This window comes from Micromonospora sp. ALFpr18c, from assembly GCF_008868155.1.
Taxonomy (GTDB): Bacteria; Actinomycetota; Actinomycetes; order Mycobacteriales; family Micromonosporaceae; genus Micromonospora.
In genome coordinates this window covers 1-26728 of record NZ_WBKR01000079.1, presented here as the reverse complement: position 1 = coordinate 26728, position 26728 = coordinate 1, and the positions used below count along the sequence as shown (strand labels likewise).

The following is a 26728-nucleotide window of genomic DNA, read 5'->3' as shown; positions in this document are numbered from 1 at the left end:
GGGTAGGGCGAGGTGGGTGCCGTTACCAGCTGGTGGGGAGGGGCATTCCTTCGGTGAAGCCGGCGGCGCTCTGCACGCCCACGATCGCCCGCTCGTGGAACTGCGTCAGGTCTCGCGCACCGGCGTAGGTGAAGGCGCTGCGAACCCCGGCGATGATCTCGTCGATCAGATCCTCGACGCCGGGCCGGGACGGATCCAGGTACATCCGGGCCGACGAGATGCCCTCCTCGAACACCGCCTTGCGGGCCCTGTCGTACGGGCTGTCGTCGGCGGTACGGGCGCTGACCGCCCGCGCCGAGGCCATCCCGAAGCTCTCCTTGTACCGCCGGCCGTCCGGCTCGGTGTACAGGTCGCCGGGCGACTCGTAGGTGCCGGCGAACCAGGAGCCGATCATCACGTTCGACGCGCCGGCGGCGAGCGCGAGCGCCACGTCGCGCGGGTGTCGCACACCGCCGTCGGCCCAGACGTGCCGGCCCAGCTCGCGAGCTGCCGTCGAGCAGTCGAGTACGGCGGAGAACTGCGGCCGGCCCACGCCGGTCATCATCCGGGTGGTGCACATCGCGCCGGGCCCGACGCCGACCTTGATGATGTCCGCGCCAGCCTCGACCAGGTCGCGTACGCCCTCGGCGGTGACCACGTTGCCGGCGGCGATCGGGACGCCCGGGTCCAGCTTGCGGACCGCCTGCAACGCCGAGATCATCCGCGTCTGGTGACCGTGCGCGGTGTCCACGACCAGCGTGTCCACCCCCGCCTCGAGCAGCGCGGCGGCCTTGCCGGTGACGTCACCGTTGATCCCGACCGCCGCCGCGATCCGCAGCCGCCCCCGGTCGTCCACCGCCGGGGTGTAGAGGGTGGCCCGCAGCGCACCCTGCCGGGTCAGCACCCCGACCAGCCGGCCGTCCGCGTCCACCACCGGGGCGAGCCGGCGCCGACCCGCGGAGAGCAGGTCGAAGCCGGTACGCGGGTCCGCGTCCGCCGGCACGGTGTGCAGCTCCGTGGACATCACGTGGCGCAGCTGGGCGAACCGGTCGACGCCCACGGTGTCCGCCTCGGTGACCACGCCCACCGGCCGGCCGGCCTCGTCGACCACGATGACCGCGCCGTGCGAACGCTTGGGCAGCAGGTGGATGGCGTCGCCGACGGTCTCGGTCGGGCCCAGCGTGATCGGCGTGTCGTAGACCAGGTGACGCCGCTTCACCCAGGCGACGACGTTCGCCACCACCTCGATCGGGATGTCCTGCGGGATCACCGCGATCGCGCCCCGCCGGGCCACCGTCTCGGCCATCCGCCGACCCGCGACCGCGGTCATGTTCGACACCACCAGCGGGATGGTGGTGCCCGTGCCGTCGCCGGTGGACAGGTCGACGTCGAGCCGGGAGCCGAGGTCGGAACGGGCCGGCGCCATGAACACGTCGGTATAGGTCAGGTCGTGCGCGGGGGCCGCGCCGTGAAGGAACCGCACCCGGCCATCATTCCCGCTCCGCGCCGCCCCCGCCGCCGGTGGTGGCCGAAACCACCCGCGACCGGTCGGTCACGCGATGGTGCAGATGGGGGCGCCGGCGGTGATCACGGCACCGACCTCGGCGGTGAGACCGCTGACCGTACCCGCCTTGTGGGCGTGCAGCGGTTGCTCCATCTTCATCGCCTCCAGCACCACCACCAGGTCGCCCTCGGCCACGGTGTCGCCGTCCGCCACCGCGATCTTGACGATGGTGCCCTGCATGGGTGAGGTGAGCGCGTCGCCGCCGACCGGAGCACCGGCCTTGGCCCCGCCGCCGCGCCGGGTCGGCTTACGGGAGGCGGGTGCCGCGGTGGTCGTACTCCCGCCGAAGCCGGCGGGGAGGCTGACCTCGAGGCGCTTGCCGCCGACCTCGACCACGACGGTGTCGCGTTCGGCCGGCGCCTCGGCGGTGCCGGCGGCGGCCGCGAACGGCGGCACGGTGTTGTGGAACTCGGTCTCGATCCACCGGGTGTGCACGGTGAACGGTTCGGCGGTGAACGCCTCGTCCCGCACGACCAGCCGGTGGAACGGCAGCGCGGTGGCCATCCCGTCGAGGACCATCTCGTCGAGGGCGCGGCGGGCGCGCTCCAGCGCCTCGGTCCGTGTCTCACCGGTGATGATCACCTTGGCCAGCAGCGAGTCGAAGTTGCCGCCGATCACGTCGCCGGCCGAGATGCCGGTGTCCACCCGGACGCCGGGGCCGGTGGGCAGCCGCAGCGCGGTGACCGTGCCCGGAGCGGGCAGGAAGTTACGGCCCGGATCCTCGCCGTTGATCCGGAACTCGATGGAGTGCCCGCGCGGCGTCGGGTCCTCGGTGATTCGCAGCTTCTCGCCGTCGGCGATCCGGAACTGCTCGCGGACCAGGTCGATGCCGGCGGTCTCCTCGGTGACCGGGTGCTCGACCTGCAGGCGGGTGTTGACCTCCAGGAAGGAGATCGTGCCGTCCTTGCCGACCAGGTACTCCACCGTGCCGGCGCCGTGGTAGCCCGCCTCCCGGCAGATCGCCTTGGCGCTGTCGTGGATCTGCGCCCGCTGGGCGTCGGTGAGGAAGGGTGCGGGCGCCTCCTCCACCAGCTTCTGGTGCCGCCGCTGCAACGAGCAGTCCCGGGTGCCCACCACGATCACGTTGCCGTGCTGGTCGGCGAGGACCTGCGCCTCGACGTGCCGGGGCTGGTCCAGGTACCGCTCGACGAAGCACTCGCCCCGACCGAACGCCGCGACCGCCTCCCGGGTGGCCGACTCGAACAGCTGGGGAATCTCCTCCATCGTGCGGGCCACCTTGAGCCCGCGCCCGCCACCGCCGAACGCGGCCTTGATGGCGACCGGCAGGCCGTGGTCGACGGCGAACGCCATCACCTCGTCCGGGCTGGCCACCGGGTCGGGGGTGCCGGGGACCAGCGGGGCGCCGGCGCGCTGGGCGATGTGCCGGGCGGTCACCTTGTCGCCCAGGTCGCGGATTGCCTGCGGGGTGGGGCCGATCCAGGTCAGCCCGGCGTCGATGACCGCCTGGGCGAAGTCGGCGTTCTCGGACAGGAAGCCGTAGCCGGGGTGCACGGCGTCGGCGCCGGCCCGCGCGGCCACGTCGAGCAGCTTGTCGATGCGCAGGTACGTCTCGGTCGCGCTGTCACCGCCGAGCGCGTACGCCTCGTCGGCGAGCGTGGCGTGCAGGGCGTCGCGGTCGGAGTCCGCGTAGACGGCGACGCTGGCGAGGCGGGCGTCACGGCAGGCGCGGATGACCCGGACGGCGATCTCGCCGCGGTTGGCGATGAGTACCTTGCGCACCTTCGTGGCTCCTCCCGGCAGGTTACTGACGGGGAGTGTATCGGCCACCCGTGGTGGCCCTAACGATCGCTCAGTGTGGGATGGGGCACTGAGCTTAGTCAAACTTGGCTATTACGCTTGTGCGGTGTCGTCGACTCGAATGATGATCCTCGGTCTGGTGCGCTGGATGCAGCCGGTGCACGGCTATGACGTGCGCCGCGAGCTGCTGAGCTGGAGCGCCGACAAGTGGGCGAACGTGCAACCCGGATCGATCTACCACGCGCTGCGCAAGCTCACCGAGGAAGGGCTGCTCCGTGCCGTTGCCACCGAGCAGGTCGGTGCCCGTCCGGCCCGGACCACGTACGAGGTGACCACCAAGGGGGACGACGAGTTCGAGACGCTGCTGCGCAACCACTGGTGGAACATCAGCGAGCCCGCCGATCCGTTCGTGGCGGCCTTTTCGTTCCTGCCGGCCATGCCGCGCGCGGAGGCGGCCGCCGCCCTGCGTAACCGGGCCAATCTGCTGCGCGCCGGCGTCGAGTCGATGCGCGCCTCGCTGGAGTCGGACTGGGTGCGCAACCGCAAGCCGACCCACGTGGGCTGGATGTTCGAGCTGTGGTCGGCGCGGGCCGAGGCGGAGATGAGCTGGTGCGAGCGGATCGCGGAGCGGATCGATTCCGGAGTGTCGTACCTGCCTGCTGAGCTGGACGAAGCGCAGGGTTGGTCGGGGTGGCGGGACGGCGTGGAGCCCACCGACTCGGAATAATCAACGTTGACTAAAAAAGCTATATCGCGTTAGCCTGCTGTCGGCACAGCGGGGGAGTGCGCCGTCCGGCGTCGTCCCACCCGGCGGCCGGCCCGGCCGGCCCGAACGACCAGGAGCAGAAATGATCGAGACCAGGGGGCTGCGGAAGTCGTTCCGCTCCCGCGCGGGTCGAGAAACGAAGACGGTGGACGCCGTGCGGGGCGTCAACCTCGAGGTCGCCGAGGGGGAGATCTTCGGCTTCCTCGGCCCGAACGGCGCCGGCAAGACCACCACGCTGCGGATGCTCGCCACGCTGATCGAGCCGGACGGCGGCGATGCCACCATCGCGGGCGCCGACCTGCGCAAGGACCCGGCGGAGGTGCGCCGCCGCATCGGGTACGTCCCGCAGGGCGGCAGCACCTGGGACGAGTCCACCGCCCGCGAGGAGCTGGTGCTGCACGCCCGGATGTACGGCATCGGCAAGGCCGACGCGCAGCGGCGCGCGGCCCGCGCGCTGGACGCCTTCCAGCTCACCGAGTACGCCGACCGCAAGTGCAAGACCTACTCGGGCGGTCAGCGCCGGCGGGTCGAGATCGCGCTCGGCATCATCCACGAGCCGAAGATCGTCTTCCTGGACGAGCCGACCACCGGCCTCGACCCGCAGAGCCGCGCCCACATGTGGGACGAGATCCGGCGGCTGCGCAGCGACGGGATGACCGTCTTCATCACCACGCACTACCTGGACGAGGCCGACGCGCTCTGCGACCGGATCGCGATCATGGACAACGGCGAGGTGGTGGCCGAGGGCACCCCGGCCGCGCTGAAGCGGGAGATCTCCGGCGACGTGGTGCTGGTCGGCCTCGACGTGGCCGCCACCCCGCAGGCCGCCAAGGCGCTCGACGGCGAGCCGTACGTCAACAAGTTGGAGACCGCTGACGAGGGCGGCCTGCGTCTCTACGTCGACGAGGGCGCCACCGCCATTCCGCAGGTGCTGCGCCGACTCGACCACGCCGGGCTGGAGTTGCGCTCGATCGAGCTGCACCGGCCCAGCCTGGACGACGTCTTCCTGACCAAGACCGGCCGCTCGCTGCGCGAGTCCTGACCATCCCGGAGACGACTCATGAAATTCGCCCGTGACACGTGGCTGATCTTCCAGCGGCAGCTCCAACTCCTGCTGCGCAACCCGGTCTGGGTCTTCGTCGGCGTCTTCCAGCCGGTGATGTACCTGCTGCTCTTCGCCCCGCTGCTCAAGCCGGCGCTGAACGCGCCCACCCAGGCCGCCGCCTACAAGATCTTCGTACCCGGTCTGCTGGTGCTGCTGGCCATCTTCGGTGGCCTGTTCCAGGGCTTCGGCCTGATCGCCGAACTGCGCGCCGGGGTCATCGAACGCTCCCGGGTCACCCCGATCAGCCGGCTCGCCCTGCTGCTCGGCCGCTCACTGCGCGACGTGGTCTCGCTCATCGCGCAGGCCATCATCATCACCCTGCTGGCGCTCCTGTTCGACCTGCGGGTGTTCATCGGTGACCTGCTGCTGGCGTACCTGATGCTCGCCCTCATCGCGCTCATGACCTCGGCCGTCTCGTACGGCGTCGCACTCAAGGTCAAGAGCGAGGACGCGCTGGCACCCCTGATGAACACGGTGGCACAGCCGGTGCTGCTGCTGTCCGGCATCCTGCTGCCGCTGACCTTCGCACCCGGCTGGTTGCAGGGCATCGCCGACTGGAACCCGTTCTCCTGGGCGGTCGACGGCACCCGGGCGCTGTTCGCCGGCGACCTCGGCAGCGACAAGGTCTGGCAGGGTCTCACCATCACCGCGGTCCTCGCCGCACTGGGCGTCTTCTGGGCCGCACGCCAGTTCGCCCGCAGCGTCCGCTGACGCTGGCCTGCACACGAAAATCGGGGTGTCCCTCGTGCTGAGGGGCACCCCGATCTGCGTGCGCGGCCGGGCGCTGGCCGCCGTTCTTCAGCGTCGCGTGTCCGGCGTTCAGCGCACCCGGGCGAGGGTGAGGCCGTCCGCGATCGGCAGCATCACCGGATCCACCCGTACATCAGCGAGGACCTCGTCGTTGAAGGCGGCGATGGCCCGATCGTTGGCGTCCCGCGGCGCGATGACCCGGCCGCCGCGCAGCACGTTGTCGACCGCGATCACCCCACCCGGCCGCATCCGGGGCACCAGCTCCGCCCAGTAGACCGGGTACCCCGTCTTGTCCGCGTCGATGAACGCGAAGTCCAGGTGACGCTCCTGCGGCAGCTCCCGCAGCGTCTCCCCGGCCGGGCCGATCCGCAGGTCGATCCGGTCCTGCACGCCGGCCCGAGCCCAGTAGCGCCGGGCGATGCCGGTGAACTCTTCGGAAATGTCGAAGCAGGTCAACCGCCCGCCCTCGGGCAGCCCGCGGGCGATCGCCAGCGACGACAGCCCGGTGAACGTGCCGACCTCGACGGCCTGCCGGACGTCGAGCAGTCGGGTGAGGAACGTCAGGAAGGCCGCCTGCTCCGGTGCCACCTGCATGGTGGCGTGCTCCGGCAGCACCGACCGGGTCTCCTCGGCCAGATCCTGAATGATCTCGTCCGGCGGGGCGCCGTGCGCGACCAGGTACGCGTGCAGTTCGTCGGTGAGCGGGATCGACTTGGTGGTCATGACTGGACGTTACCGAGCGGCTCGACAGATTGGCCGCCCGGCGCGACCTTCGTCCACAGGTCGGTGATCCGCAGATCCAGCTCGGCGAGGAGACGGCGCAGCAGCGGCATCGACAAACCGACCACCGTGCCCGGGTCACCCTCGATCCGCTCCACGAACGGCCCACCGAGGCCGTCGATCGTGAACGCCCCGGCCACGGCCAGCGGCTCACCAGTCGCCACGTACGCGGCGATCTCGTCGTCACTGATGTCCGCGAAGTGAACGGTCGTCGAGGCGACCGCCTCCGCACGCCGACCGGCGACAACATCGATCAGGCAGTGGCCACTGTGCAGAACACCACTGCGCCCCCGCATCCGCAGCCAACGCCGGGTCGCGTCCGCCGGATCCGCCGGCTTGCCGAGGATCTCCCCGTCGAACGCCAGCACCGAGTCACAGCCGATCACCAGCGTCCGCTGGTTGCTGCCGGCGCCGGCCGGCCCGCCGTCCGGGCCAGCCGGGTTCAGCCGCGTCAGCACCGCCTGCGCCTTGAGCCGCGCCAACTCCAGGCACAACTCCTCGGCCCGGTCGGTCACCACCAGGGATTCGTCCACCCCACTGACCAGGACGTCCGGTTCGATCCCGGCGGCCTGCAGAGACTTGCGACGGGCAGGGCTCGCCGAGGCGAGCACGAGGCGGAGCGGCAGAGAGTCAGACACGGTTTCGACGTTACCGGCTCCCATCCCGCACACCGTGCCCGCCAGGCCGCCCGAGGTCTCGTCAGGTGCCTCCCGGTGCCCTTGATCGACTTCGTCTCGCCGAAATCGGCCTGTCACACCTCGACAAAAGCCCAATATTGCCGACATCGGGTCGACCAGCGCAGCCCACCCTCGTGATCCACTCACCTTTAAGGAAATCGGGGTATCCGGCAGCATCGGATAGCGCGATTTCAATGAACACGAGTTGACCAGAGCGGTTGGCCCGATTAGCGGCTGATTCTGGGCGGTGGATCGTCGCCGCGCCGACGACGTCGCGCCACCAGCGCCCAACCGACACCAACGGCCACGATCACAGCGAGAGTGACCACTCCACGAGCCGTCGCGCCAGCACCGTCGTCGCCCGGTCGGGCGCCAGCCGTCGTACTCGCCCCAGCACCGGCCGGAGCGCTAACCGATTCAAACCCCAGCGGAGGTACGTCTGCCGTCAGGGCCGCCACAAGATCGATCAGTCCGTACCCGTACTCGTCGTCACGGCCGGGCGGCCCCTTGTCGACAGCCGTGGCCGTGAGTCGATGCGCCACCTCCCGAGCCGGCAGGTAGGGGTACTTCGACCTGATCAACGCCGCCGCCCCCGCCACAATCGCCGTAGCGCTCGAAGTTCCTGTGCCCTTCGAGTACTTCCCGTCGTAGCTGGTGCTGTAGATGTCGACCGCAGGGGCGACCACATCGATCTCCGGCCCGGTGACCGAGACAGCAGCGTGCTGTCCGGAGCGATCGATACCACCAACGGCAATCACGCCTTCCTCGCTGGCCGGGTAGGAAACAGGCTGGTGCGGCACGTTTCCTGCTGCCGCCACGACGATAATATTCGCTGCCAGTGCGGCATCAACTGCCCGAACGAGACGTGGTGTCGATGCGCCTCCACTTGATACGTTGATAACCTGGGCCCTGCTTGAAGTGGCATATTCGATAGCCGCAGCAAGATCGTCGGCCTCCCCTAAATTGTCAGGGGTGGAGGACATTATGGGAAGTATTTTAGAGTGCGGCGCAATGCCAAGTGCGCCCGCTCCATCTGACCCGCCGTGTGCGGCGATTAATCCCGCCATGCTTGTCCCGTGGCTGTTCGAATCCTTTTGGCCATTGCCTGAGCCGCCGGCGACAATATCAATTCCTGTCAGCAGGTTATAGCTCAGGTCGGGGTGGGGATCCACGCCGGTGTCGGGCACAGCGACGACAACCCCATCCCCCTTGCTGATCTGCTGCGCCTGGGCGACCTTCAGGTACGACAGATGCCACTGATCGGCGCGAATTCGATCGGCTCCCGCGGGCGTCGGAGCGGTGTGGGTGGAACGTGGGGAAATTTTCGTCGTCAGCCCAATGAGTGGAAGTTGCAATACCAGCGCAACTGCCGCGAACTTGACCAAGATTGACATTAGCGGTTGAAGCCGATAGTGGGGCCTGGATCAATAGGTCCTTCGTCCTCGGGTGGCCGGACCACCGGCGGTACGCCGGTATCGGTCTCCCACGGATGATCAGGGTCCCAAAGGGATGCATTGTTGCCTGCCTCCCCTCGACCGTTCGGCCGAAGAGAGTTCGACTGAACGCCAGGGAGACTCGCCGGTCCAGGTGCACCGCCCATGGGCGGGGTGCCTTGTGCCGCTGACAAGCCTCGACCTAATCCGGGGCGCGAACCCGCTCCTCCGCTCGGTGCCGTGCCTGCTCCGCCGCCGCCGATGACGCCGCCGATTGGGTTGATACGGCGGGGAGGGTTGTTGGCTGCTCCAGGTTGACCCAGGCCCATACCTGGCATGCTCCCGATGAGGCCGCCTGGTGGCATGGGGCGGTTGGACGCCGGTGGCGATGAGCGATGTGCAATGTTATCGGCCCCAGTCGGCGGTCCGGTAAGTCCAGGGCGCTGCGGCGTCAGGTCGCCAATGGGTCGGACTGGAATGCCTGATGCCAGGCCTGGCGGGGCGGTCGGTGGCGCAAGCGGAAGGGTCGCGGATCCGGGTGAGATTGGGCTCGTCGTGCCCGGCGTTAAAGCCGAACTCGTTCCTCCCAGCACAGGCCCCAGCCCGGGAGGAGTCTGAGCGGGCGTCGGCCCTAAGGAAGGTGCGTTGCGTGTCTTCGTCGGCGAGATTGGCGGTGCCATCGGTACGGCCACGACGGGAGGAATGACTGGGCCTTGCGCGCTCGCGCCGTAAGTATCCGGGTCGTTGGGCTGATGGCCTGGACGCGGAGGTGGTGGGGGTGGTTTTTGGAGGGTTGCTTGGGCTTGCTGGAGTTCGCCGCTGAGGCCGAACATCATGCCCCGGGCCTGCACGTTCAGCCGTTCCAGTTCCGCGTCGGAGACAGGTGGCTCGGTGACCCGGCTGCCCATGATGGCCTTAGGGTCGGCGGCGGTGGCGTCGTACGCCTGCTTTTGTTGGAGTTTGGCCGCGTACTCCTCGTAGATCTTGCGGAGTGCGGCGCGGGTGGTGCCGATGGCCTGGGTGGCGGCGGACAGCGCGGTGTAGTTGGCTGCGGCGGCGTCGTGGGTGTGCCGCACCTTCTCGATGAGTTCGTCGAGTTGGGCCAGGTACGTGCCGGAGGCGGCGCTGGTCTCCGGCGGCCAGGCCGAGGCGAGACCGCGTCGGTATTCCTGGAGTCGGCCGAGGTGGATCTGTGCGAGGTCGCAGACCTTGCGCCAGCCGGCCACCTGTTTCCAGTGGTTGGCGGTGTCGTGGTCCTGGAGGCACGCCCACATGCTGTTGACGTCCATCAGCTGCCAGTCGGTGCCGGCGGTGCGGCTGTTGCCCCGTTCGTTCATGGGAGCACCACCGGGCCGGTGGGGTCGCTGAGCATCGGTGTGGGCGTGGGTGTGTGGGGCAGGATCGTGCCCGGGTCGGCGAGGGCCTGTTGGACGTCGACCACTCGGGCGGCGGAGAAGGCGTCGGTGTCGGCGTACTGCGTGGCGACGCGGTCGGCGGCGGCGGCGAGGTGGCCGGTGGCCCCTCGGACGGCGTACACCATGTCGGCGGTCGCCTGCTGTGTCTCGTGGTGCGCGTGCAGGAAGGTGACCAGCTCGACGAAGGCGTCACAGGGGTTGGGTATCTCGGCGGACATGTCGGCGGCGATGTACGGCAGGTGCGGCGCGTAGTTGCGTTCGACCTCGGCGGCGAGTTGGTCGGCGAACTCCCGGAGTTGGCGGATGTCAGCCTCGATGCCGCCGTAGTTGCGCAGCCAGGGCGCTGGCCCGTCTTCTTCGGGGATCATCGATCCTCCTCACCGTCACCACACCACTTCCCTGAGTGAGGTTAACGGCTCCCCGCGACCCTGGCAGCCCCCGCCTGGCGGGTCGTGTCAGCGGGGCAGGCCAGCGGTGCGCCAGGTGCCGCGATTGGCCGGCCGGGCGCTGCGGGCCCAGGCCGAGGTGGCCGTCGGAGCGGGGGTGGCGGCCGGGCGGGACCGGACGACGATGGCACCCACCAGGGCGGCCAGCTCCTCCGCGGTGGGTACGCCGCGGACGACCCGGAACAGCGGCTCTTCGGCAGACATGCCGCCAGGGTACGCGGCCGGAAGTTACGGGGAACGCACAGTGGCGTGCCGGCGGTGTGACCGTCGGCGGGTCCGGGTACCGTCTCACCGATGTCGAACGCGCTTCCCCAACTCGTCGCTGACCGATACCGGCTTCTGTCGCCGCTCGGCCAGGGCGGCATGGGTCGGGTGTGGAAGGCGCGCGACGAGGTGCTGCACCGGGACGTCGCCATCAAGGAGTTGGTGCCGCCGCCCGGTCTCACCGACGAGGAGCGCCGCGAGATGCGGGAACGCTCGCTGCGGGAGGCGCGGGCCATCGCCCGGCTCAACCACGCCAACGTCGTCCGCATCTTCGACGTGCTGCGCACCGACGGCGATCCGTGGATCGTCATGGAGTACGTGGCGTCGAAATCGTTGCAGGACACGCTCGCCGAGGACGGCCCGGTGCCGGTGGCCCGTGCGGTGGAGATCGGCCTCGGTGTGCTGGGCGCTCTCAACGCGGCGCACAAGGCGGGCGTCATGCACCGCGACGTGAAGCCCGGCAATGTGCTGCTCGGCGACGACGGCCGGGTGGTGTTGACCGATTTCGGTCTCGCCACCATCCCGGGTGACCCGAACGTCACCCGTACCGGCATGGTCCTCGGTTCGCCCGCGTACATCTCGCCGGAGCGGGCTCGGGACGGCACCGCCGGTCCGGAGGCCGACCTGTGGTCGTTGGGCGCGACGCTGTACGCGGCGGTCGAGGGCAAGTCGCCGTACGCCCGGCCGTCGGCGATCGGCACCCTGGCCGCGTTGGCCACCGAGCCGATCCCTCCGCCGAAGAACGCCGGCCCGCTGAAGGCCGTGCTCAACGGGCTGCTGCGCAAGGACCCGAACGAGCGGATCACCGCCGAGGTGGCGGAGCGGCTGCTGCGCCGCGCCGGGGGCAAGCGTTCGCGCGGGATCTCACTGCTTGATGGCGTACGCCGGCCTGGGCCGAATGGTCCGCGCGAGCCGCGCCTGCCGGTGGTGCCTGCCCCGCGACCGGCCGAGAGTGTCGACCGGCCGGTGTCGCCGCCGCCGGCCGCCGCCGCGACGTCTGCTGCCGCCGCGGCCCCCGCTGCCGATGCCGCGCCGACGGACGTCGTTCCCTCCGGTGCGGAGGCCGACCCGACCGCTCTGGTGCCGGCCGAGCCGACCGCCACGATCGACCGCCCGGCGTCCTCCGACGCCGGCTCGACCGATGCCGAGCCGACCGCGAAGGTCACGGCCGCGCCCGACACGAGCGGCGACGGTACGACTGACGCCGACGGTACGACGAACGACGACGAGCCGACGGTTGTCGACGGTCCGCCGGTGGCTCCGGAGCAGCGCAAGCCGACCACGCCGACGTCGCTCATGCCGCCGGTGAGCCCGGCCGGTCGTGCGGCGGTGCTTCCGTCGGACGGTACGAAGCCGAACAACACCCGACGCAACCTGCTCGTTGGTGCGGTCGTTGCGCTGCTGCTGATCGGCCTCGTGGTGGTCGTGCCGTTGCTGACCAATGGCGACGACGACAAGAACCCGCAGGCCGGCGCGACCGGGGCTGCCGCGACGTCGGCGCCCGCGCCGACCTCCGCTGCCGCGCCACCGCCGCCTACCAGCGGTGCCCCGAGTCCGTCCGCCTCGGCCACCCCCTCGGTCGACCCGAACGCGCTGCCGGCGGGCTGGAAGCTGCACAAGGACCCGGCCGGCTTCGCCCTGCCGATCCCGGATGGTTGGGTGCGTAGCCAGGTCGACAGCAACACGGTCGTCTTCAACCAGTCCAACGGGCCGGGAAAGCTGCTCGTGCAGTGGACCTCCACCCCGAAGAAGGATGCGGTCGCGGACTGGCGGGAGCAGGAGCCAAACCGCGCGAGTCGCGTCAACAACTACCAGTACCTCAGCATCAAGCCGTGCAACTTCTGGAAGACCTGCGGCGACTGGGAGTGGCTGGAGACCCGGGACGGGCAGCGGATCCACGTCCGCAACCGGGGGTTCGTGACGGCCAGCAACCGCGGGTACGCCCTGCGGTGGGAGATCGCGGAGAAGGACTGGCAGGCCAACCTGCCGAACTTCGACCGGATCGCCAAGGGTTTCGTGCCCGACCGTAAGGACTGAAACTCATTCGCATGACCTTCCGTCGTCCGGGGTAATTGACCTTCGACGACGGAAGGAGGCACGACATGGGTTACCGACGGAGGGATGCCCGGCCCCGGCTGGCACTGTGGATGCTCGTCGCGTTCGGCGACGCGGTCCTGCTGCTGGTCGCCGCGGGGATTCCGGCGCTCATCGCGCTGCTCAGCGTCGTGACCGTGGCCGTCTGCGGGGTTGGCGCGTGGCGGCTGACCAGGCGGGCTGCGCTGGCCTCGGAGGAGACGAGAGTGCCGGCGATGAGTCGGCGGAGGGCCTGACCCGTAGCCGATGGTGTGGCGGCAGCCGGACCGATTGTCGACCGTGTGGTGACCGTCGATCCCGCTGCCGCCAACGGCTCGATCAGGTGTTGTTGGCCAGCGCGATGAGCCGGCTCCGGTCACCGTTCCAGTAGTTGCGGTCCACGTTGCCGCTGATCCCGGAGACGGAGCCCGTGCTGGTGTACTGCCAGAAGCTCCACACCGACGCACCGGCCGGCAGGGCGCCCGGCGTGCTCGACCAGCGGGCCAGCCAGAGCGGGTGGTTGGCCCACGGGCCGGTCCAGCTGCCGGTGCACTGGTTCCACCAGCTCGTGGTGGTGTAGATGACCGCGTACCGGCCGGTGCGGGAGCGGTAGGTGTTCAGGAAGTCCTGCACCCAGTTGCGCATCCCGGTGGTGCTCAGGCCGTAGCAGTAGCCGCCGCTGTACGGGTTGGCCTCGATGTCCAGCGCCGCCGGCAGGGTGCGGCTGTCCGCGGACCAGGCGCCACCGTTGGACGCCAGGTAGGCGGCCTGGGTGGAGCCGGCGGAGATGTTCGGTCGGGCGAAGTGGTACGCCCCGCGGATCACCCCGGCGTTGTACGAGTTGACGTAGTTGGCGTTGAAGTTCGGGTCCTTGTAGCTGGTGCCCTCGGTCGCCTTGATGAAGGCGAATTCGATGCCCGCGTTGCGGACGCTGGTCCAGTTGATGGTGCCCTGGTAGCGGGACACGTCGACGCCGGCGGTGGTGGCCGCGGCAGCCGGTCCGGCGGTCGCGACGAGGGCCGCCGCCGCGGTGGCGAGGATGGTGAGGCCGGCCGCGAGCACGCGGCGCAGCGGTGACTGGGTACGGGCCATGAGTGCCTCCAGGAACGGCGTTCTATTGACGCCCATCTTTGGAGGTAACTGCCCTAGATCGCAAGGGCTGCTGAAGAAAGTTTCATCGACGGGCGTCGGTCGCCCCGGTGGCCTGACTCGAACTGATCAGCGCAAGGTGCCGGGGTCGAGCTGCCAGCGGAACGGCTCGACGACGGTCAGCGTCTCGCCGGGCTTCGCCACCTGGTCCTCGACGTAGTGCTCGCCGTCGAGCCGGTACAGGCGCAGCGAGTGACCGTCGCCGTCCTGCTCGACCAGCAGGTACCAGGGGATCCGCGCGATGTGACCTCATCTGCAATCACCTCTGCCTTCATGGCCCACCCGACCCGTCTCGGAAACCACGAGCCGGTGCCCCGGGAGCGACACGGAACGCCGCCGGTAGGCTCGCGCCCCATGATGTCGATCGACGGGCTGGGCGATCTGTGGGACACGTTGTTCGGCGCGCAGCCGGACCCGCCCGCACTGCTGGTGCTGATCACTGCCGCCGTGGCGCTGGTGGTGGTGTCCACCCGACTGCCCTGGCGGATCGCCCGCAACGCCATCACCATCGCGCACGAGGGCGGGCACGCCCTCGTCGCCCTGCTCACCGGCCGCAAGCTGCGGGGCATCCGGCTGCACTCGGACACCTCCGGGCTGACGCTCTCCGCCGGCCGACCCACCGGTCCGGGCATGATCCTCACCCTGCTCGCCGGCTACATCGCCCCGCCGCTGGTCGGGTTGGCCGGTGCCTGGCTGCTCGGCGGCAACCGGATCACCCTGCTGCTCTGGGTGGCCGTGGCGCTGCTGCTCGCCATGCTGATCATGATCCGCAACGCCTTCGGGGTGGTGTCGTTGCTGGTCACCGGCGCGCTGGTGTTCGCCGTCTCCTGGTACGCCACGCCGCAGGTGCAGGCCGCGTTCGCGTACGCCGGGGTGTGGTTCCTGCTGCTCGGCGGGGTGCGGCCGGTGGTGGAGCTGCAACGGCTGCGCTCGCGCGGCCGGATGCCCGCCTCCGACGCTGACCAGTTGGCCGGGCTGACCCCGTTCCCGGCGTTCTTCTGGGTGCTGGTGTTCGCCCTGATCAACCTGGTCGCACTGGTCACGGGCGCCCTCCTGCTGGCCGGCCCCATCCTCACCGACACGGGCCCGACACTCTGACCCCACCGGGCAGAATGGGGCCATGCGATATGTGATCATCGGGGCGGGCGCGGTCGGCGGGACGGTTGGCGTACGGCTGGCTGAGGCTGGTCGGGACGTGACCCTGGTGGCACGCGGGGCCCACTTGGACGCGATCCGCGAGCGGGGTCTGACCCTACGCCGGCCCGACGGTGACGTGACCGCCCGGCTCGCCGCCGTGGACGGTCCCGGTGATCGTCCGTTGCCGGCGGACACGGTGCTGGTCCTCACGGTGAAATCGCAGGACACCGCCGGCGCGCTGGCCGCCTGGGTGGACGCGCCGGTGGCCGGGGGCGGTACGGCGGGTGAGCGTCTGCCGCTGGTCACCGCGCAGAACGGGGTGGCGAACGAGCGGGCCGCGCTGCGGCTCTTCGCCGACGTGCACGCGGTCTGCGTCTGGCTGCCGGCCACCCACCTGAAACCCGGCGTGGTGGTGGCCAACGGCTACCCGCATCCGGGGATGCTCCACATCGGGCGGTACCCGGGCGGCACCGACGACACCGACCGGGCGGTCGCCGACGACCTGACCGAGGCCGGGTTCGTCGCACCGGTGCGGGACGACGTGCTGCGCTGGAAGTACGGCAAGCTGCTCAACAACCTCGGCAACGGTCTGCAGGCGCTGCTCGGCCGCGACATCCCGGAGGCGCTGGCCGAGCGGGTACGCGCCGAGGGCGTCGCCGTACTCGCCGCCGCGGGTGTCGCGCACACCTCCCCGGAGGAGGAGAAGGCTGAGCGCGGCGACCTGGTCGGGCAGCGCCCGGTGGACGGCGAGGCCCGTTCCGGCGGCTCCACCTGGCAGAGCCTGGCCCGGGGCGCGGGCTCCACCGAGGTCGACCACCTCAACGGGGAGGTCGCCCTGCTCGGCCGGTTGCACGGCGTACCGACGCCCGCGAACGTGGCCGTGCAGAGGGCGGTCCGACGGGCGGCCCGGGAGCGGATCGCGGCCGGCGCGTTCCCGCTCGCCGAGCTGGAGAAGATGATCGCCTGACCGGGGCAACCGACGACCCCGCCCGGCGCGTGTTCCCTGCGACCGACACGGGGAGGTAGCGGGTGCCGGACGTCGACGGGTTCGACGAGTTCTACCGGGGGAGCCGGCAACGGCTGCTCGGGTTCGTCTACGCCCTGACCGGCGACCGGGTCGAGGCTCAGGACGCCGTGCAGGAGGCGTACATCCGGGCGTGGCAGCGCTGGTCGACGGTCAGCGGGTACGACGACCCGGAGGCGTGGGTGCGGGTGGTGGCCAGCCGGGTCGCCGTCAGCCGGTGGCGCAGCCTACGCAGCCGCGCCCGGGCGTACCTGCGGCACGGGGCCACCGAGACCGTTCCGGGGCCGGGTACCGACACCGTCGAGGTGGTCGCCGCGTTGCGCCTGCTTCCCGAGGAGCAACGCACCGCGATCGCCCTGTACTACCTGGTCGGCATGCCGGTCGCCGACGTGGCCCGGGAGACCGAGGCGCCGGTGGGCACGGTGAAGGCCCGACTGTCCCGGGGGCGCGCCGCGCTCGCCGGCCTGCTCGCCGTCTCTGATCTGGGGGAGGCTACCGATGCATGACGACCTGGCATTCGTCGAACGGATCCACCGGGACCTCAACGATGTGCGGTGGCCCGAGCCGCACGAGATTCGGGCCAGGGCCCGGCGGCGCAGCCGTCGTACGGTGGCGATGGCGGCGGTCGCGGTGCTCGTGGCGGTGACCGGCCCGGCGTACGCCATGACGGCACGCCCGGCGGCGCCGCCCGTTACCGCCCTGCCGGCGCCGACCCACGGCTCCGTCCGGGCGGATATCCCACTGGACTCCCTGCTGAGGGCCACCGACGTGCCGGTGGAGAGCGGCGTCCAGCTCGGCGATGCCGGTCTCGGCGAGGTCATGCGGTTGGACCCGCTGCTCATGAGGTGCGGCGGCGAGCGCGGCCTGCCGATGGTCGACTCGTACTCCCGCTACAGTCGATCGCTGACCCTGCTGTCGCCGACGGGTGTCGGAGGTGCGTCGGCGAAGGGGGTGCTCAGCCAGGACGTGTACCGGGTCGATTCGGCGGTGGGCAGACAGTACTTCGGTCAGCTGAGGACGATGCTTGTCGCCTGCCGTGAATGGCGTCCCGTCGGGAGCACCATGCCGGACCGCGAGTCGGTGCCGCTGGAGACCGTGCACTCCTGGATGGTGCCGGCGACCGACTTCGCGGGCGACGAGTCGATGGTCGTGCGCCACGAGTCGAGCGCGACCCCTGGCCGGGGCGACGGACGGACGTTGGAGCCGGCCGAGGCGACCGTCGTGGTCCGGGTGGGCGACCTGGTCACGGTGCTGGTGACCGGTCCCGGCCTCGTCGTGGGCCGGGTCGACGGAAGCGAATCCACCCTGGGGTACGCGGACCTTGAGGCCCTGGGCCGCACCGCCGCCCAGCGACTGTGCGCCGGCGCCAACCCGCCCTGCTGACCTCGGCCGCGGCGATTATCCGCGCACCTTCACGGATGTTGCTGCCTCCCGGCGCCCGGAGGCAGCACGTTCCCGATAGTTGCGCGGATCAAGCGAGCAGGGTCGTCGCGGATCAGAGCGGGATGTTGCCGTGCTTCTTCGGGGGCAGGGTCTCCCGCTTGGTACGCAGGATGCGCAGTGCCCGGACGATCTGGGTCCGCGTCTCGTGCGGCGGGATCACCGAGTCGATGTACCCACGTTCGGCCGCCACGTACGGGTTGGCCAGGGTGTCCTCGTACTCGGCGATCTTCTCGGCGCGGACCGCAGCCGGATCCTCGGCGCCGGCCAGCTCGGAGCGGTAGAGGATGTTCACCGCGCCCTGGGCGCCCATCACCGCGATCTGCGCGGTCGGCCAGGCGAAGTTCAGGTCGGCGCCGAGGTGCTTGGAGCCCATCACGTCGTACGCCCCGCCGTACGCCTTGCGGGTGATCACGGTGACCTTGGGGACGGTCGCCTCGGCGTACGCGTAGATGAGCTTGGCGCCCCGGCGGATGATGCCGTCCCATTCCTGGCCGGTGCCGGGCAGGAAGCCGGGCACGTCCACGAAGGTCAGCACCGGGATGTTGAACGCGTCGCAGGTACGAACGAATCGCGCGGCCTTCTCCGAGGCGGCGATGTCCAGGGTGCCGGCGAAGTGCATCGGCTGGTTGGCGACCACACCGACCGGGCGTCCCTCGACCCGGCCGTAGCCGACCACGATGTTCTGCGCGTAGAGCGGCTGGACCTCCAGGAACTCCCCGTCGTCGAGGATGTGCTCGATGACCGTGTGCATGTCGTACGGCTGGTTGGCCGAGTCCGGGATCAGCGTGTCCAGGGCCCGGTCCTCGTCGGTGATCTCCAGGTCGGCGGGTGCCTCGAAGACGACCGGCTCGTCGAGGTTGTTCGACGGCAGGTACGACAGCAGCGCCTTGACGTAGTCGACCGCGTCCTCCTCGTCGGTGGCGAGGTAGTGCGCGTTGCCGCTGCGCGAGTTGTGGGTGCGGGCGCCGCCCAACTCCTCCATGCCGACGTCCTCGCCGGTCACCGTCTTGATCACGTCCGGGCCGGTGATGAACATGTGCGAGGTCTGGTCGACCATGACGGTGAAGTCGGTGACCGCCGGGGAGTAGACCGCGCCGCCGGCGCAGGGCCCCATCACCAGCGAGATCTGCGGGATGACGCCGGAGGCCCGCACGTTGCGGAAGAAGATCTCGCCGTAGAGGCCGAGCGAGACGACACCCTCCTGGATGCGGGCGCCACCGGAGTCGTTGATGCCGACCACCGGGCAGCCGATCTTCATGGCGAGGTCCATCACCTTGACGATCTTCTCACCGAACACCTCGCCGAGGGAGCCGCCGAAGACCGTGAAGTCCTGCGCGAACACGCAGACCTGCCGCCCGTCGACCGTGCCGTAGCCGGTGACCACGCCGTCGCCGTAGGGGCGGTTGCGCTCCAGCCCGAAGGCCGTGGACCGGTGCCGGGCCAGTTCGTCGAGTTCGACGAAGGAACCCTCGTCGAGCAGCATCTCGATCCGCTCGCGGGCGGTCTTCTTGCCCCGGGCGTGCTGCTTCTCGACCGCGCGCGCCGATCCGGCGTGCACCGCCTCGTCGACCCGGCGCTCCAGGTCCGCCAGCTTGCCCGCAGTGCTGTGGATGTTGGTCCCGGTCTCGGTAGTCACCCAGGGAATATAACGATGGTTCAGGTGGACGCGGCTGTGCAGTACGCCTCAGTGCCGCTCCGGTCACCGCCGTAGGCTGGCGGGATGTCGGGCTCCCCGTACACCGATCTGGACCGCCCGCCGCTGTCGGCGGCCCGGCTGCGGCGCGCGCTGGTCGCGCCGAACGGGCCGTGGGCCCGGCTGGAGTTGCACGCCGAGACCGGCTCCACCAACGCCGACGTGGCCGAGGCCGCCGCGGCGGGTGAGCCGGAGGGCCTGGTCGTGGTCGCCGAGCGGCAGACCGCCGGGCGCGGCCGGCGCGGCCGGGTGTGGCAGTCGCCGCCGCGCGCCGGCATCGCGACGAGCGTGCTGCTGCGGCCCGGCGAGGCCGTGCCGGACCGCGGCTGGCCGGCGGCGCCACCCACGGGGTACGGCTGGTTGCCGCTGCTCGCCGGCGTCGCGCTGGTGGAGGCGGTGCAACGGCTGGCCGAGCTGGACGCCACCCTGAAGTGGCCCAACGACCTGCTGATCGGCGACGCCAAGTGCGCGGGGGTGCTCGCCGAGGCGGTGCCCGGGCGTTCGCCGGCCCAGCCGCCGGCCATCGTGCTCGGCGTCGGGCTCAACGTGACGCTGCGCGCCGACGAGTTGCCGGTGAACCCGACCGGGCTGCCGGCCACCTCACTGCAACTGGCGGGCGCGGCGGCCACCGACCGGGATCCGCTGCTGCGGGCGCTGCTGCGCTCGGTCGCCGACTGGTACGACCGCTGGCGTGTCGCCGGCGGGTACGCCGTGGCCAGCGGGCTGCGCGACGCCTATCTGGCGGCCTGCGCCACGGTCGGCCGTGAGGTGCGCGTCCTGCTCCCCAACGGCGAAACCCAGACCGGCACCGCCACCGGAGTGGACCCGGACGGCCAGCTGATTCTCACCACCCCGACGGGCGACCGGACCCTGACCGCGGGTGACGTCCTCCACCTGCGCTGACGGTGCGGCCCTCCCACCCTTTGGTGGGGGCCGCGTGGCGGATGTTGTGGTGGGGCTTGGGGGGTTTACCGTCTGCGCGTCGAGAAAATGGCGTTGGAGGTTGTCGTGGCGTTTCCCGAAGACGTGCTCACCAAGGACGAGCACGTCGTGCTGCACCTGCATCCGCACTGGAAGGCCCTGATCCGGCCGATCGTGGTGCTGGTGCTGGCCATCGCCGCGGTGGTGGTCGGCGTGCTCCTGCTGCCCGAGAGTGGCGGCGGTTCGATCGCCCTGGCCGTGATCGGGGTCATCGCCCTGGTCGCGGTGCTCTGGCTCGGTCTGTGGCCGTTCCTGGTCTGGCGTACCACCCACTACCTGTTCACCAACGAGCGCGTCCTGCTGCAGCAGGGTGTCTTCTCCCGGGATCGACGGGACCTCCCGCTCACCCGGATCAACGACCACTCGATGAACCAGCACTTCTTCGAGCGGCTGCTCGGCTGCGGCACGCTCACCATCGAGTCGGCCGGCGAGCGCGGCCAGTCGGTGCTCGCCGACGTGCCGGGCGTCAGCCAGGTGCAGACCGCCCTGTACGAGCTGGTCGAGGCGCAGCACGACAAGCACTCGTTGGGCGACGGGGAGATGCGCGACATCCTCGCCGACATGCGCGAGGGCAAGCCGCTGCGCGACACCACGACCTGATCCCGAACGGCTGAGATCGTTCCGGCGTACGCGCGCCGGGGTGGTCTCAGCCGGTCGGTCCGGCCCCCGTCGGCTCGGTCCTGGTCGGGCGGGCCTCGGCCCGGGCGGGTTCGGTCTGGTCGGGTTGCGCAGCGTCCGTCCCGGCCGGGTCAGTCCCGGTCGGGTCCGTCTCGGCTGACTCCGTCGCGGTCGGGCGTAGGGCGAACCAGCCACGGAACCGGGTCCGCAGCACCTCCTGCTCGGGTCGACCGTCCGGGCCGAGGCGGAGCATGGTGCCGGTGAGGGTGGCCGTACCGAGCCCGGGGCGGGCGGTCGACGGCCGGGCGCCCATCACGTCGACCCGTACGGCGAGCCGGTCCCCGGCGCGCACCGGGGCGAGCCAGCGCAGTTCCTCCAGGCCGGGGGAGGCGTCCGCCGCCGCCCGGGACAGCAGATGGTCGACGTACGCCCGCATGAAGAGGCTGACCGTGTAGAAGCCGCTGGCGATCACGCCACCGTGCCGGCTTGCACCGGCCAGCTCCGGGTCGACGTGGTACCACTGCGGGTCGAACCGGCGGGCGAAGGCGACCATCTCGTCGCCGTCCACGGTGACCACGCCGAGATCGACGGTGAGCCCCGGGACGAGGTCCTCGAAGAACAGCTCGGCGGAAGCCCCGGTGCCGGAGCGGGCGGCGGGCGTCGTCACCGGCGGGGCGAGCGGCGCGTGCCGGCGTGCAGTTCGGCGGCCAGTTCCGCGTCCAGGTTGGCCGTGAGGCCGGCGGGCAGCGGCGTGGGACGCCCCTGGACGGGTGCGCCGACAGGGCCGGGGTTGGCGGCGACGGTCGGGGCGGCGCTCGGGTCCGGTCGCTTGTCGGCCTCCGCCTCCTCCAGCTCGGTGACCGACTCGGCGAGTTCGGCGACCGGGTCCATCTCGGCCATGGTGTCCCACTCGTCGCGCGGGAGGCCGTTCCAGGTGGGCTCGGGCTTCGCCTCTTCCTTGGCCGGTACGACGGGTTGGAAGACGAAGGTCCGGTAGGACCAGAATCGGAACAGGGTGGCCAGCAGGACGCCGGCGGTCTTCGCTACGTTCAGTGCCAGCAGGCCGTGTACGCCGAGCCCGTACTTGGCCGCCGCCACGGCACCGAGTTCGATCAGCAGGCCGGCCCCGTTGAACAGGAAGAACAGGACGTACTCCCGGCGAAGTGCCGATTTCGGGCGATCCCGGTACGTCCAGTGGCGATTCATCAGATACGACGTGATCGTGGCGACGATGGTCGCGATCACGGTCGCCTTCAACTGACCGTTGACGAAAACGGTAAGTGCAAGGACATTGAACACCGCGTAATTGATGACGGTGTTGATGCCGCCGACGATGCCGAACTTGAGCGCCTCGTGGATGAACTTCTGCCAGCGCTCAGGCAGCAGACGGACAAGACGCATGCGAAACACCTTAGGGCAGTCGGAGAGGCCGGCGATCACCGGCTGGACGAGGTGGGCGGCAGGTCACGCCCCGTGGTCACGGTCGTGCTTCACCTGCGGAACGGTTCGGGTTCCCGCTTCGACGAAGACGAACCGCCGGTAGGACCAGAATCGGAACAGCGTGCCGAGGCCCGTGCCCACGACGAAGCTGGCGATGTTGTCGGCCAGCTGCGTCTGGAACACCGCAGGCCAGATGCTGCCCAGCCCGTACCGGCTGATCGCGAGGCAGGCCACCGCGATGCCGAGGCCGACCGCGTTGAAGAAGAAGAACAGCGCGTACTCGCGGGCGGGGTTGCTGCGCTGGCGGTGCCGCCAGGTCCAGAACCGGTTGCCGACGAAGGCGACGGTGGCCGCGATCACCGTGGAGATCGTCTTGGCGGTCACCTGCTCGACACCGCGAACGGTGGTCAGGTAGTTGAACAGCGCGAAGTCGATGAGGAAGGCGATCCCGCCCACGGTGGCGAACTTGCTCAACTCGCGGAAGAGATGACCGAAGCGGTCGAGCAGCACGCGGACCGGACCCCGTCGGGTCTGCCGGGGGCCCGGTTGCTCCCCGGTCATTGTGGCGGCCACGGGCCGAGCCTACCGGCTGGTGACCAGTCAGCGGGGGAGCAACGACGAGCGGGCGTCGACGCTCGTGCCGGCCCGTCGCCGGGTGCGCCGCCGCTGCACAGAGCGTAACCAAGTGGGAGGACTGACGCGCCTCCGAACGGGAATCCACCAACCGGTCGGCGGGGCAGGTCCACGGCCCGACCGCACCTCACGTCGGCCGGGGTGCACAACAAGATTTGCGTGAAACTGCGCGGGAAAGCGGGTATCAGCTCGTGATACCGCAGCGTGGCCGTACCTTGTGCAGTTCTTCACAACCAGTCCCACTGACTCGGAAGGCTGCCCGGTTTACGCTGAGCCCAATCCCAGGTTTCCACGAAGCGACGCATCGCGCCGCTGAGACTCGTGCATCCCATAGATCGGTCAGCGTCGACCACAAGGAGATGTGTCATGGTTGCTCCGGCTGTTGTTCGGGGTATCGATCAGGCCCCGACGTCCCATCCGAAACTGCTTGCCTGGGTCCGTGAGGTCGCGGAACTGACAACCCCCGACCGTGTCGTCTGGGTGGACGGGTCCGACGAGGAGTGGCGTCGCCTCACCGATGAGCTGGTCGAGGCCGGCACGCTGATCCGACTGAACCCGGAGAAGAAGCCCAACTCGTTCTACGCGCGCACCGACCCGACGGACGTCGCCCGGGTCGAGGAGCGCACCTTCATCTGCTCCGTCGACGAGGCGGACGCCGGCCCCACCAACAACTGGATGGCGCCGGCCGAGATGAAGCGGACGATGACCGAGTTGTACCGCGGCTCGATGCGGGGTCGCACCATGTACGTCATCCCGTTCGTCATGGGCCCGGTCGAGGCCGAGAGCCCAATGTTCGGCGTCGAGATCACCGACAGCCCGTACGTGGTCGCGTCCATGCGGATCATGACCCGGATGGGTGCCCGGATCCTCGAGGCGATGGGCACCGACGCGGACTTCGTGCACGCGTTGCACTCGATCGGCGCGCCGCTCGCCCCCGGTCAGCAGGACGTGCCGTGGCCGTGCAACGAGACGAAGTACATCTCGCACTTCCCGGAGACCCGGGAGATCTGGTCGTTCGGCTCCGGCTACGGCGGCAACTCGCTGCTCGGCAAGAAGTGCTACTCGCTGCGGATCGCCAGCGTGATGGGCCGGGACGAGGGTTGGCTCGCCGAGCACATGCTGATCCTCAAGATCACCTCGCCGGAGGGCAAGGTCCACCACATCGCCGGCGCCTTCCCGTCGGCCTGCGGCAAGACCAACCTGGCCATGGTGGAGCCCACCATCCCGGGCTGGAAGGTCGAGACCATCGGCGACGACATCGCCTGGATGCGGTTCGGCCCGGACGGCCGCCTGTACGCGGTCAACCCGGAGTACGGCCTGTTCGGCGTCGCGCCCGGCACCGACTGGAAGACCAACGCCAACGCCATGCGCACGCTGGACCGGGGCAACTCGGTCTTCACCAACGTGGGTCTCACCGACGACGGCGACGTCTGGTGGGAGGGCATGGGCGATCCGCCGGCACACCTGATCGACTGGAAGGGCAACGACTGGACGCCGGAGAGCGACAGCCTCTCCTCACACGCGAACAGCCGGTTCTGCACCCCGATCACCCAGTGCCCGATCCTCGCCGACGAGTACTTCGACCCGAACGGCGTGCCGATCGACGCGATCCTCTTCGGTGGACGCCGGAAGGACACCATCCCGCTGGTGACCGAGGCCCGCGACTGGGTGCACGGCGTCTACATGGGTGCGACGCTCTCGTCGGAGACGACGGCCGCCGCCTCCGGTGCGGTCGGCGTGGTCCGCCGCGACCCGATGGCGATGCTGCCGTTCATCGGCTACAACGCGGGCGACTACTTCCGGCACTGGATCGAGATGGGCAAGGGCAACGACGGCGACGAGGCGAAGCTGCCGAAGATCTACTACGTCAACTGGTTCCGCAAGGACCCGGACGGCTCGTTCCTCTGGCCGGGCTTCGGGGAGAACTCCCGGGTGCTCAAGTGGGTCGTCGAGCGGATCGAGGGCACCGCCGACGCGGTCGAGACCCCGGTGGGCATGGTTCCGGCACCCGACTCGCTGGACGTCGAGGGCCTGGACATGACCCCGGAGGACGTCCGGATCGCGCTCAAGGTCGACCCGGACGAGTGGCGCAACGAACTGCCGCTGATCAACGAGTGGTTCGAGAAGTTCGGTGACAAGCTGCCGGGCGTGCTCTGGGCCGAGTTGGACGCCCTGCGCGCCCGCCTGGACGCCGCACAGCCGCAGCGGTAGGTGTGAAGGAAGCCCCTCGCGGGCATCATCGGATTCCATGAGGACGGCCGCCGAGACCGAGGTCCGGCGGCCGTCCGCCGTCCGGGTGCTCACCTTCCTGCTCGCGACGACCGCGGCGGCCACCGTCGTGGTCGAGCTGCTCAACTGGTGGTACGCCCCGGAGCAGGGCTTCGGGCTGGCGGTGCGGACCGGCTGGGCGATGCTGCGCTCGTTCGGTTTCCTGCTGCTGATCGGGCACGTGCGACGAGGTCGGACGGTGGCCCGCCCGTTCGGGCTGATCCTCGCGGTCACCACGATCTTCGCCGTCGGCCGGCTGATCGTGCCCCGGCAGGGCGTGCCGCCGCTGCCCGGCCTGCTCGGCTTCGCCGTGCTCACCGCGCTCTGCGTGGCGGTGGTCTGGCTGCTCTACCGCTCATCGGCGCTCGCCGAGCATCTCGTCCGGCACCGGCCACGATTGGTCATCGACCGCGACGGCATCTCCTGGCGGGAAACCCCTCCACGCCGACCACAGGCCAGTGCCTGGTTGTTGACCAGCCGGGTGGCGGCCTTCACCTACAGCCCGTTAATGCTGGTGCCGGCCCTGGTGGCCGGGGGTTCCATCCTGGATGGTCGGCTGACCGCCGTGCCGGCCGTGCTGCTCTGGTTCGGCGCGGGCATCACGGCCAGCTACGCGGTGCTGTTCTGCACCGCCTTCCTGATGCGCGGCAAGGACTGGGCGCGTGGCCTGCTTGTCGTCGTCACGGTCGCCGTCCTCGCGGTGGACCTGCCGCTGTGCTGGTGGCTCCTCGGGGTGGACGGCCTGGTCCGCGACGGTGCCCCCCTGCTGGCCGCCGCCACACTGGCCCTGTACGGCCTGCGCCGTGCCGCCCGCGCCGACGACTCTGTGCCGGCCTGACACCGGCGCGACCCGATACCCGACGGGTCGGCCGTCTCGCGGCCCGGACCCAGCACCGTGTGGTCCGGCCCTGTAGAGCTGCCCCAGATTTGGACCGCCTCGCGCGGCGCGCGCCGCGCCGCGCCGCGCCTAGATCGTGCTCGATGCAGGAAGTAGTGGCCTCATCGGTACGCCGACACCACTACTTCCTGGTTCCAGCACGAACACGACGGCGCACCACAGGGAGCGATGCCCCAGATGCGGGGCAGGTCTACAGGCGCGTGGACAGATGTGCCGGCCTTTGCCGACCGGTGTGCTCGGACGAGGACCGGGAGCCATCAGCGCCGCGCGGTGCGGTCTGCGCGGGCGGGCAGGGGGCAGGATGGCGGGGTGGCGCCGGTCACAACGGCCGGCGTGGGTGGTGCGGGTGGATCGTCGGGGCGATGCGGGAGCAGTCGCGGCGGCCGGAGGGAGGCGCACGGTGGGCGACGAGTTCGATGTGGTGGTGGTGGGGG

26 protein-coding genes and 1 pseudogene are annotated in these 26728 nt (G+C 70.3%); 13 read left to right on the top strand and 14 right to left on the bottom strand.

Going from position 1 to position 26728, the window contains the following annotated elements; genetic code table 11:
* Positions 1-22 precede the first annotated feature (22 nt).
* Entirely contained in the window at positions 23-1462 is a 1440-nt protein-coding gene (locus F8271_RS16115; RefSeq protein ID WP_151490589.1) for a GuaB1 family IMP dehydrogenase-related protein, read from the bottom strand.
* A 69-nt stretch (positions 1463-1531) separates the two neighbouring features.
* Positions 1532-3283: a biotin carboxylase N-terminal domain-containing protein gene (locus tag F8271_RS16110; RefSeq protein ID WP_151490588.1), complete on the bottom strand. Its 1752-nt coding sequence runs from the start codon at positions 3281-3283 to the stop codon at positions 1532-1534.
* Positions 3284-3422: 139 nt separating this feature from the next.
* On the opposite strand from F8271_RS16110, the gene F8271_RS16105 reads away from it, so the two are divergent.
* The 3 genes from F8271_RS16105 (at position 3423) to F8271_RS16095 (ending at position 5883) form a co-directional block, all read left to right on the top strand.
* Positions 3423-4028: a PadR family transcriptional regulator gene (locus tag F8271_RS16105; RefSeq protein ID WP_151490593.1), complete on the top strand. Its 606-nt coding sequence runs from the start codon at positions 3423-3425 to the stop codon at positions 4026-4028.
* 121 nt (positions 4029-4149) lie between these two features.
* The gene (locus F8271_RS16100; protein ID WP_151490587.1) at positions 4150-5109 is read left to right on the top strand and encodes an ATP-binding cassette domain-containing protein; all 960 of its coding nucleotides are present in this window, start codon (positions 4150-4152) and stop codon (positions 5107-5109) included.
* Between the two features lie 18 nt (positions 5110-5127).
* Positions 5128-5883, top strand: a complete 756-nt coding sequence (locus tag F8271_RS16095; RefSeq protein WP_151490586.1) for an ABC transporter permease — start codon at positions 5128-5130, stop codon at positions 5881-5883.
* A 108-nt stretch (positions 5884-5991) separates the two neighbouring features.
* Here F8271_RS16095 and F8271_RS16090 read toward each other — a convergent pair whose 3' ends face one another.
* The 6 genes from F8271_RS16090 to F8271_RS16065 all read right to left on the bottom strand — a co-directional run bounded on the left by F8271_RS16090 (position 5992) and on the right by F8271_RS16065 (position 10877).
* Positions 5992-6645: an O-methyltransferase gene (locus F8271_RS16090; protein ID WP_151490585.1), complete on the bottom strand. Its 654-nt coding sequence runs from the start codon at positions 6643-6645 to the stop codon at positions 5992-5994.
* Entirely contained in the window at positions 6642-7340 is a 699-nt protein-coding gene (locus F8271_RS16085; protein ID WP_151490584.1) for a nucleoside triphosphate pyrophosphatase, read from the bottom strand. Before F8271_RS16085 ends, F8271_RS16090 begins: the two co-directional genes overlap by 4 nt.
* Positions 7341-7606: 266 nt before the next feature.
* A complete protein-coding gene (locus F8271_RS16080) occupies positions 7607-8764 on the bottom strand; it encodes a S8 family serine peptidase (RefSeq protein WP_370461918.1) in 1158 nt (385 codons plus the stop codon).
* Positions 8765-8772: 8 nt separating this feature from the next.
* Complete coding sequence (locus F8271_RS16075) at positions 8773-10149, bottom strand: hypothetical protein (RefSeq protein WP_151490582.1); 1377 nt, start codon at positions 10147-10149, stop codon at positions 8773-8775.
* Positions 10146-10595, bottom strand: a complete 450-nt coding sequence (locus F8271_RS16070) for a hypothetical protein (protein ID WP_151490581.1) — start codon at positions 10593-10595, stop codon at positions 10146-10148. The genes F8271_RS16075 and F8271_RS16070 overlap by 4 nt, the downstream gene beginning before the upstream one ends.
* Before the next feature lie 87 nt (positions 10596-10682).
* Entirely contained in the window at positions 10683-10877 is a 195-nt protein-coding gene (locus tag F8271_RS16065; RefSeq protein ID WP_151490580.1) for an acyl-CoA carboxylase subunit epsilon, read from the bottom strand.
* Positions 10878-10967: 90 nt separating this feature from the next.
* Between F8271_RS16065 and F8271_RS16060 the strand changes: the two genes are divergently transcribed.
* Both F8271_RS16060 and F8271_RS16055 read left to right on the top strand, forming a co-directional pair.
* Complete coding sequence (locus tag F8271_RS16060; protein ID WP_151490579.1) at positions 10968-12974, top strand: serine/threonine-protein kinase; 2007 nt, start codon at positions 10968-10970, stop codon at positions 12972-12974.
* 65 nt (positions 12975-13039) lie between these two features.
* Positions 13040-13267, top strand: a complete 228-nt coding sequence (locus F8271_RS16055; protein WP_151490578.1) for a hypothetical protein — start codon at positions 13040-13042, stop codon at positions 13265-13267.
* A gap of 82 nt (positions 13268-13349) precedes the next feature.
* On the opposite strand, the gene F8271_RS16050 is transcribed toward F8271_RS16055, so the two are convergent.
* Positions 13350-14102 (bottom strand): GH25 family lysozyme, encoded by a 753-nt coding sequence (locus F8271_RS16050; RefSeq protein ID WP_151490592.1) that lies wholly within the window; start codon positions 14100-14102, stop codon positions 13350-13352.
* A 411-nt stretch (positions 14103-14513) separates the two neighbouring features.
* Here F8271_RS16050 and F8271_RS16040 point away from each other — a divergent pair, with 411 nt between their 5' ends.
* The 4 genes from F8271_RS16040 to F8271_RS16025 all read left to right on the top strand — a co-directional run bounded on the left by F8271_RS16040 (position 14514) and on the right by F8271_RS16025 (position 17703).
* The gene (locus F8271_RS16040; protein WP_151490577.1) at positions 14514-15257 is read left to right on the top strand and encodes a M50 family metallopeptidase; all 744 of its coding nucleotides are present in this window, start codon (positions 14514-14516) and stop codon (positions 15255-15257) included.
* 22 nt (positions 15258-15279) lie between these two features.
* Positions 15280-16263, top strand: a complete 984-nt coding sequence (locus F8271_RS16035; RefSeq protein WP_151490576.1) for a ketopantoate reductase family protein — start codon at positions 15280-15282, stop codon at positions 16261-16263.
* Between the two features lie 62 nt (positions 16264-16325).
* Positions 16326-16826 (top strand): sigma factor-like helix-turn-helix DNA-binding protein, encoded by a 501-nt coding sequence (locus tag F8271_RS16030; protein WP_151490575.1) that lies wholly within the window; start codon positions 16326-16328, stop codon positions 16824-16826.
* Complete coding sequence (locus F8271_RS16025) at positions 16819-17703, top strand: hypothetical protein (protein ID WP_151490574.1); 885 nt, start codon at positions 16819-16821, stop codon at positions 17701-17703. The genes F8271_RS16030 and F8271_RS16025 overlap by 8 nt, the downstream gene beginning before the upstream one ends.
* Before the next feature lie 112 nt (positions 17704-17815).
* On the opposite strand, the gene F8271_RS16020 is transcribed toward F8271_RS16025, so the two are convergent.
* Positions 17816-19399, bottom strand: coding sequence for an acyl-CoA carboxylase subunit beta (locus F8271_RS16020; RefSeq protein WP_151490573.1), 1584 nt, complete (start codon positions 19397-19399; stop codon positions 17816-17818).
* An 84-nt stretch (positions 19400-19483) separates the two neighbouring features.
* Here F8271_RS16020 and F8271_RS16015 point away from each other — a divergent pair, with 84 nt between their 5' ends.
* Together F8271_RS16015 and F8271_RS16010 are read left to right on the top strand one after the other, a co-directional pair.
* On the top strand, positions 19484-20359 hold the full coding sequence (locus F8271_RS16015; protein WP_151490572.1) for a biotin--[acetyl-CoA-carboxylase] ligase: 876 nt from the start codon (positions 19484-19486) through the stop codon (positions 20357-20359).
* Between the two features lie 105 nt (positions 20360-20464).
* Positions 20465-21037, top strand: coding sequence for a PH domain-containing protein (locus F8271_RS16010; protein WP_151490571.1), 573 nt, complete (start codon positions 20465-20467; stop codon positions 21035-21037).
* A 46-nt stretch (positions 21038-21083) separates the two neighbouring features.
* Here the strand turns inward: F8271_RS16010 and F8271_RS16005 are convergent, their stop codons facing one another.
* From F8271_RS16005 to F8271_RS34205, 4 genes and pseudogenes are all read right to left on the bottom strand, one after another.
* Entirely contained in the window at positions 21084-21722 is a 639-nt protein-coding gene (locus F8271_RS16005) for a MaoC/PaaZ C-terminal domain-containing protein (RefSeq protein WP_151490570.1), read from the bottom strand.
* Entirely contained in the window at positions 21719-22456 is a 738-nt protein-coding gene (locus tag F8271_RS16000; RefSeq protein ID WP_151490591.1) for a GtrA family protein, read from the bottom strand. The genes F8271_RS16005 and F8271_RS16000 overlap by 4 nt, the downstream gene beginning before the upstream one ends.
* Positions 22457-22519: 63 nt before the next feature.
* On the bottom strand, positions 22520-23056 hold the full coding sequence (locus tag F8271_RS15995) for a GtrA family protein (protein WP_151490590.1): 537 nt from the start codon (positions 23054-23056) through the stop codon (positions 22520-22522).
* 213 nt (positions 23057-23269) lie between these two features.
* Positions 23270-23359: pseudogene (locus F8271_RS34205) on the bottom strand (GtrA family protein); the annotation flags it as partial.
* A 135-nt stretch (positions 23360-23494) separates the two neighbouring features.
* On the opposite strand from F8271_RS34205, the gene F8271_RS15990 reads away from it, so the two are divergent.
* On the top strand, positions 23495-25339 hold the full coding sequence (locus F8271_RS15990) for a phosphoenolpyruvate carboxykinase (GTP) (RefSeq protein ID WP_151490569.1): 1845 nt from the start codon (positions 23495-23497) through the stop codon (positions 25337-25339).
* Positions 25340-25376: 37 nt separating this feature from the next.
* Positions 25377-26234: a hypothetical protein gene (locus tag F8271_RS15985; protein WP_151490568.1), complete on the top strand. Its 858-nt coding sequence runs from the start codon at positions 25377-25379 to the stop codon at positions 26232-26234.
* The last annotated feature ends 494 nt before the right edge of the window (positions 26235-26728 follow it).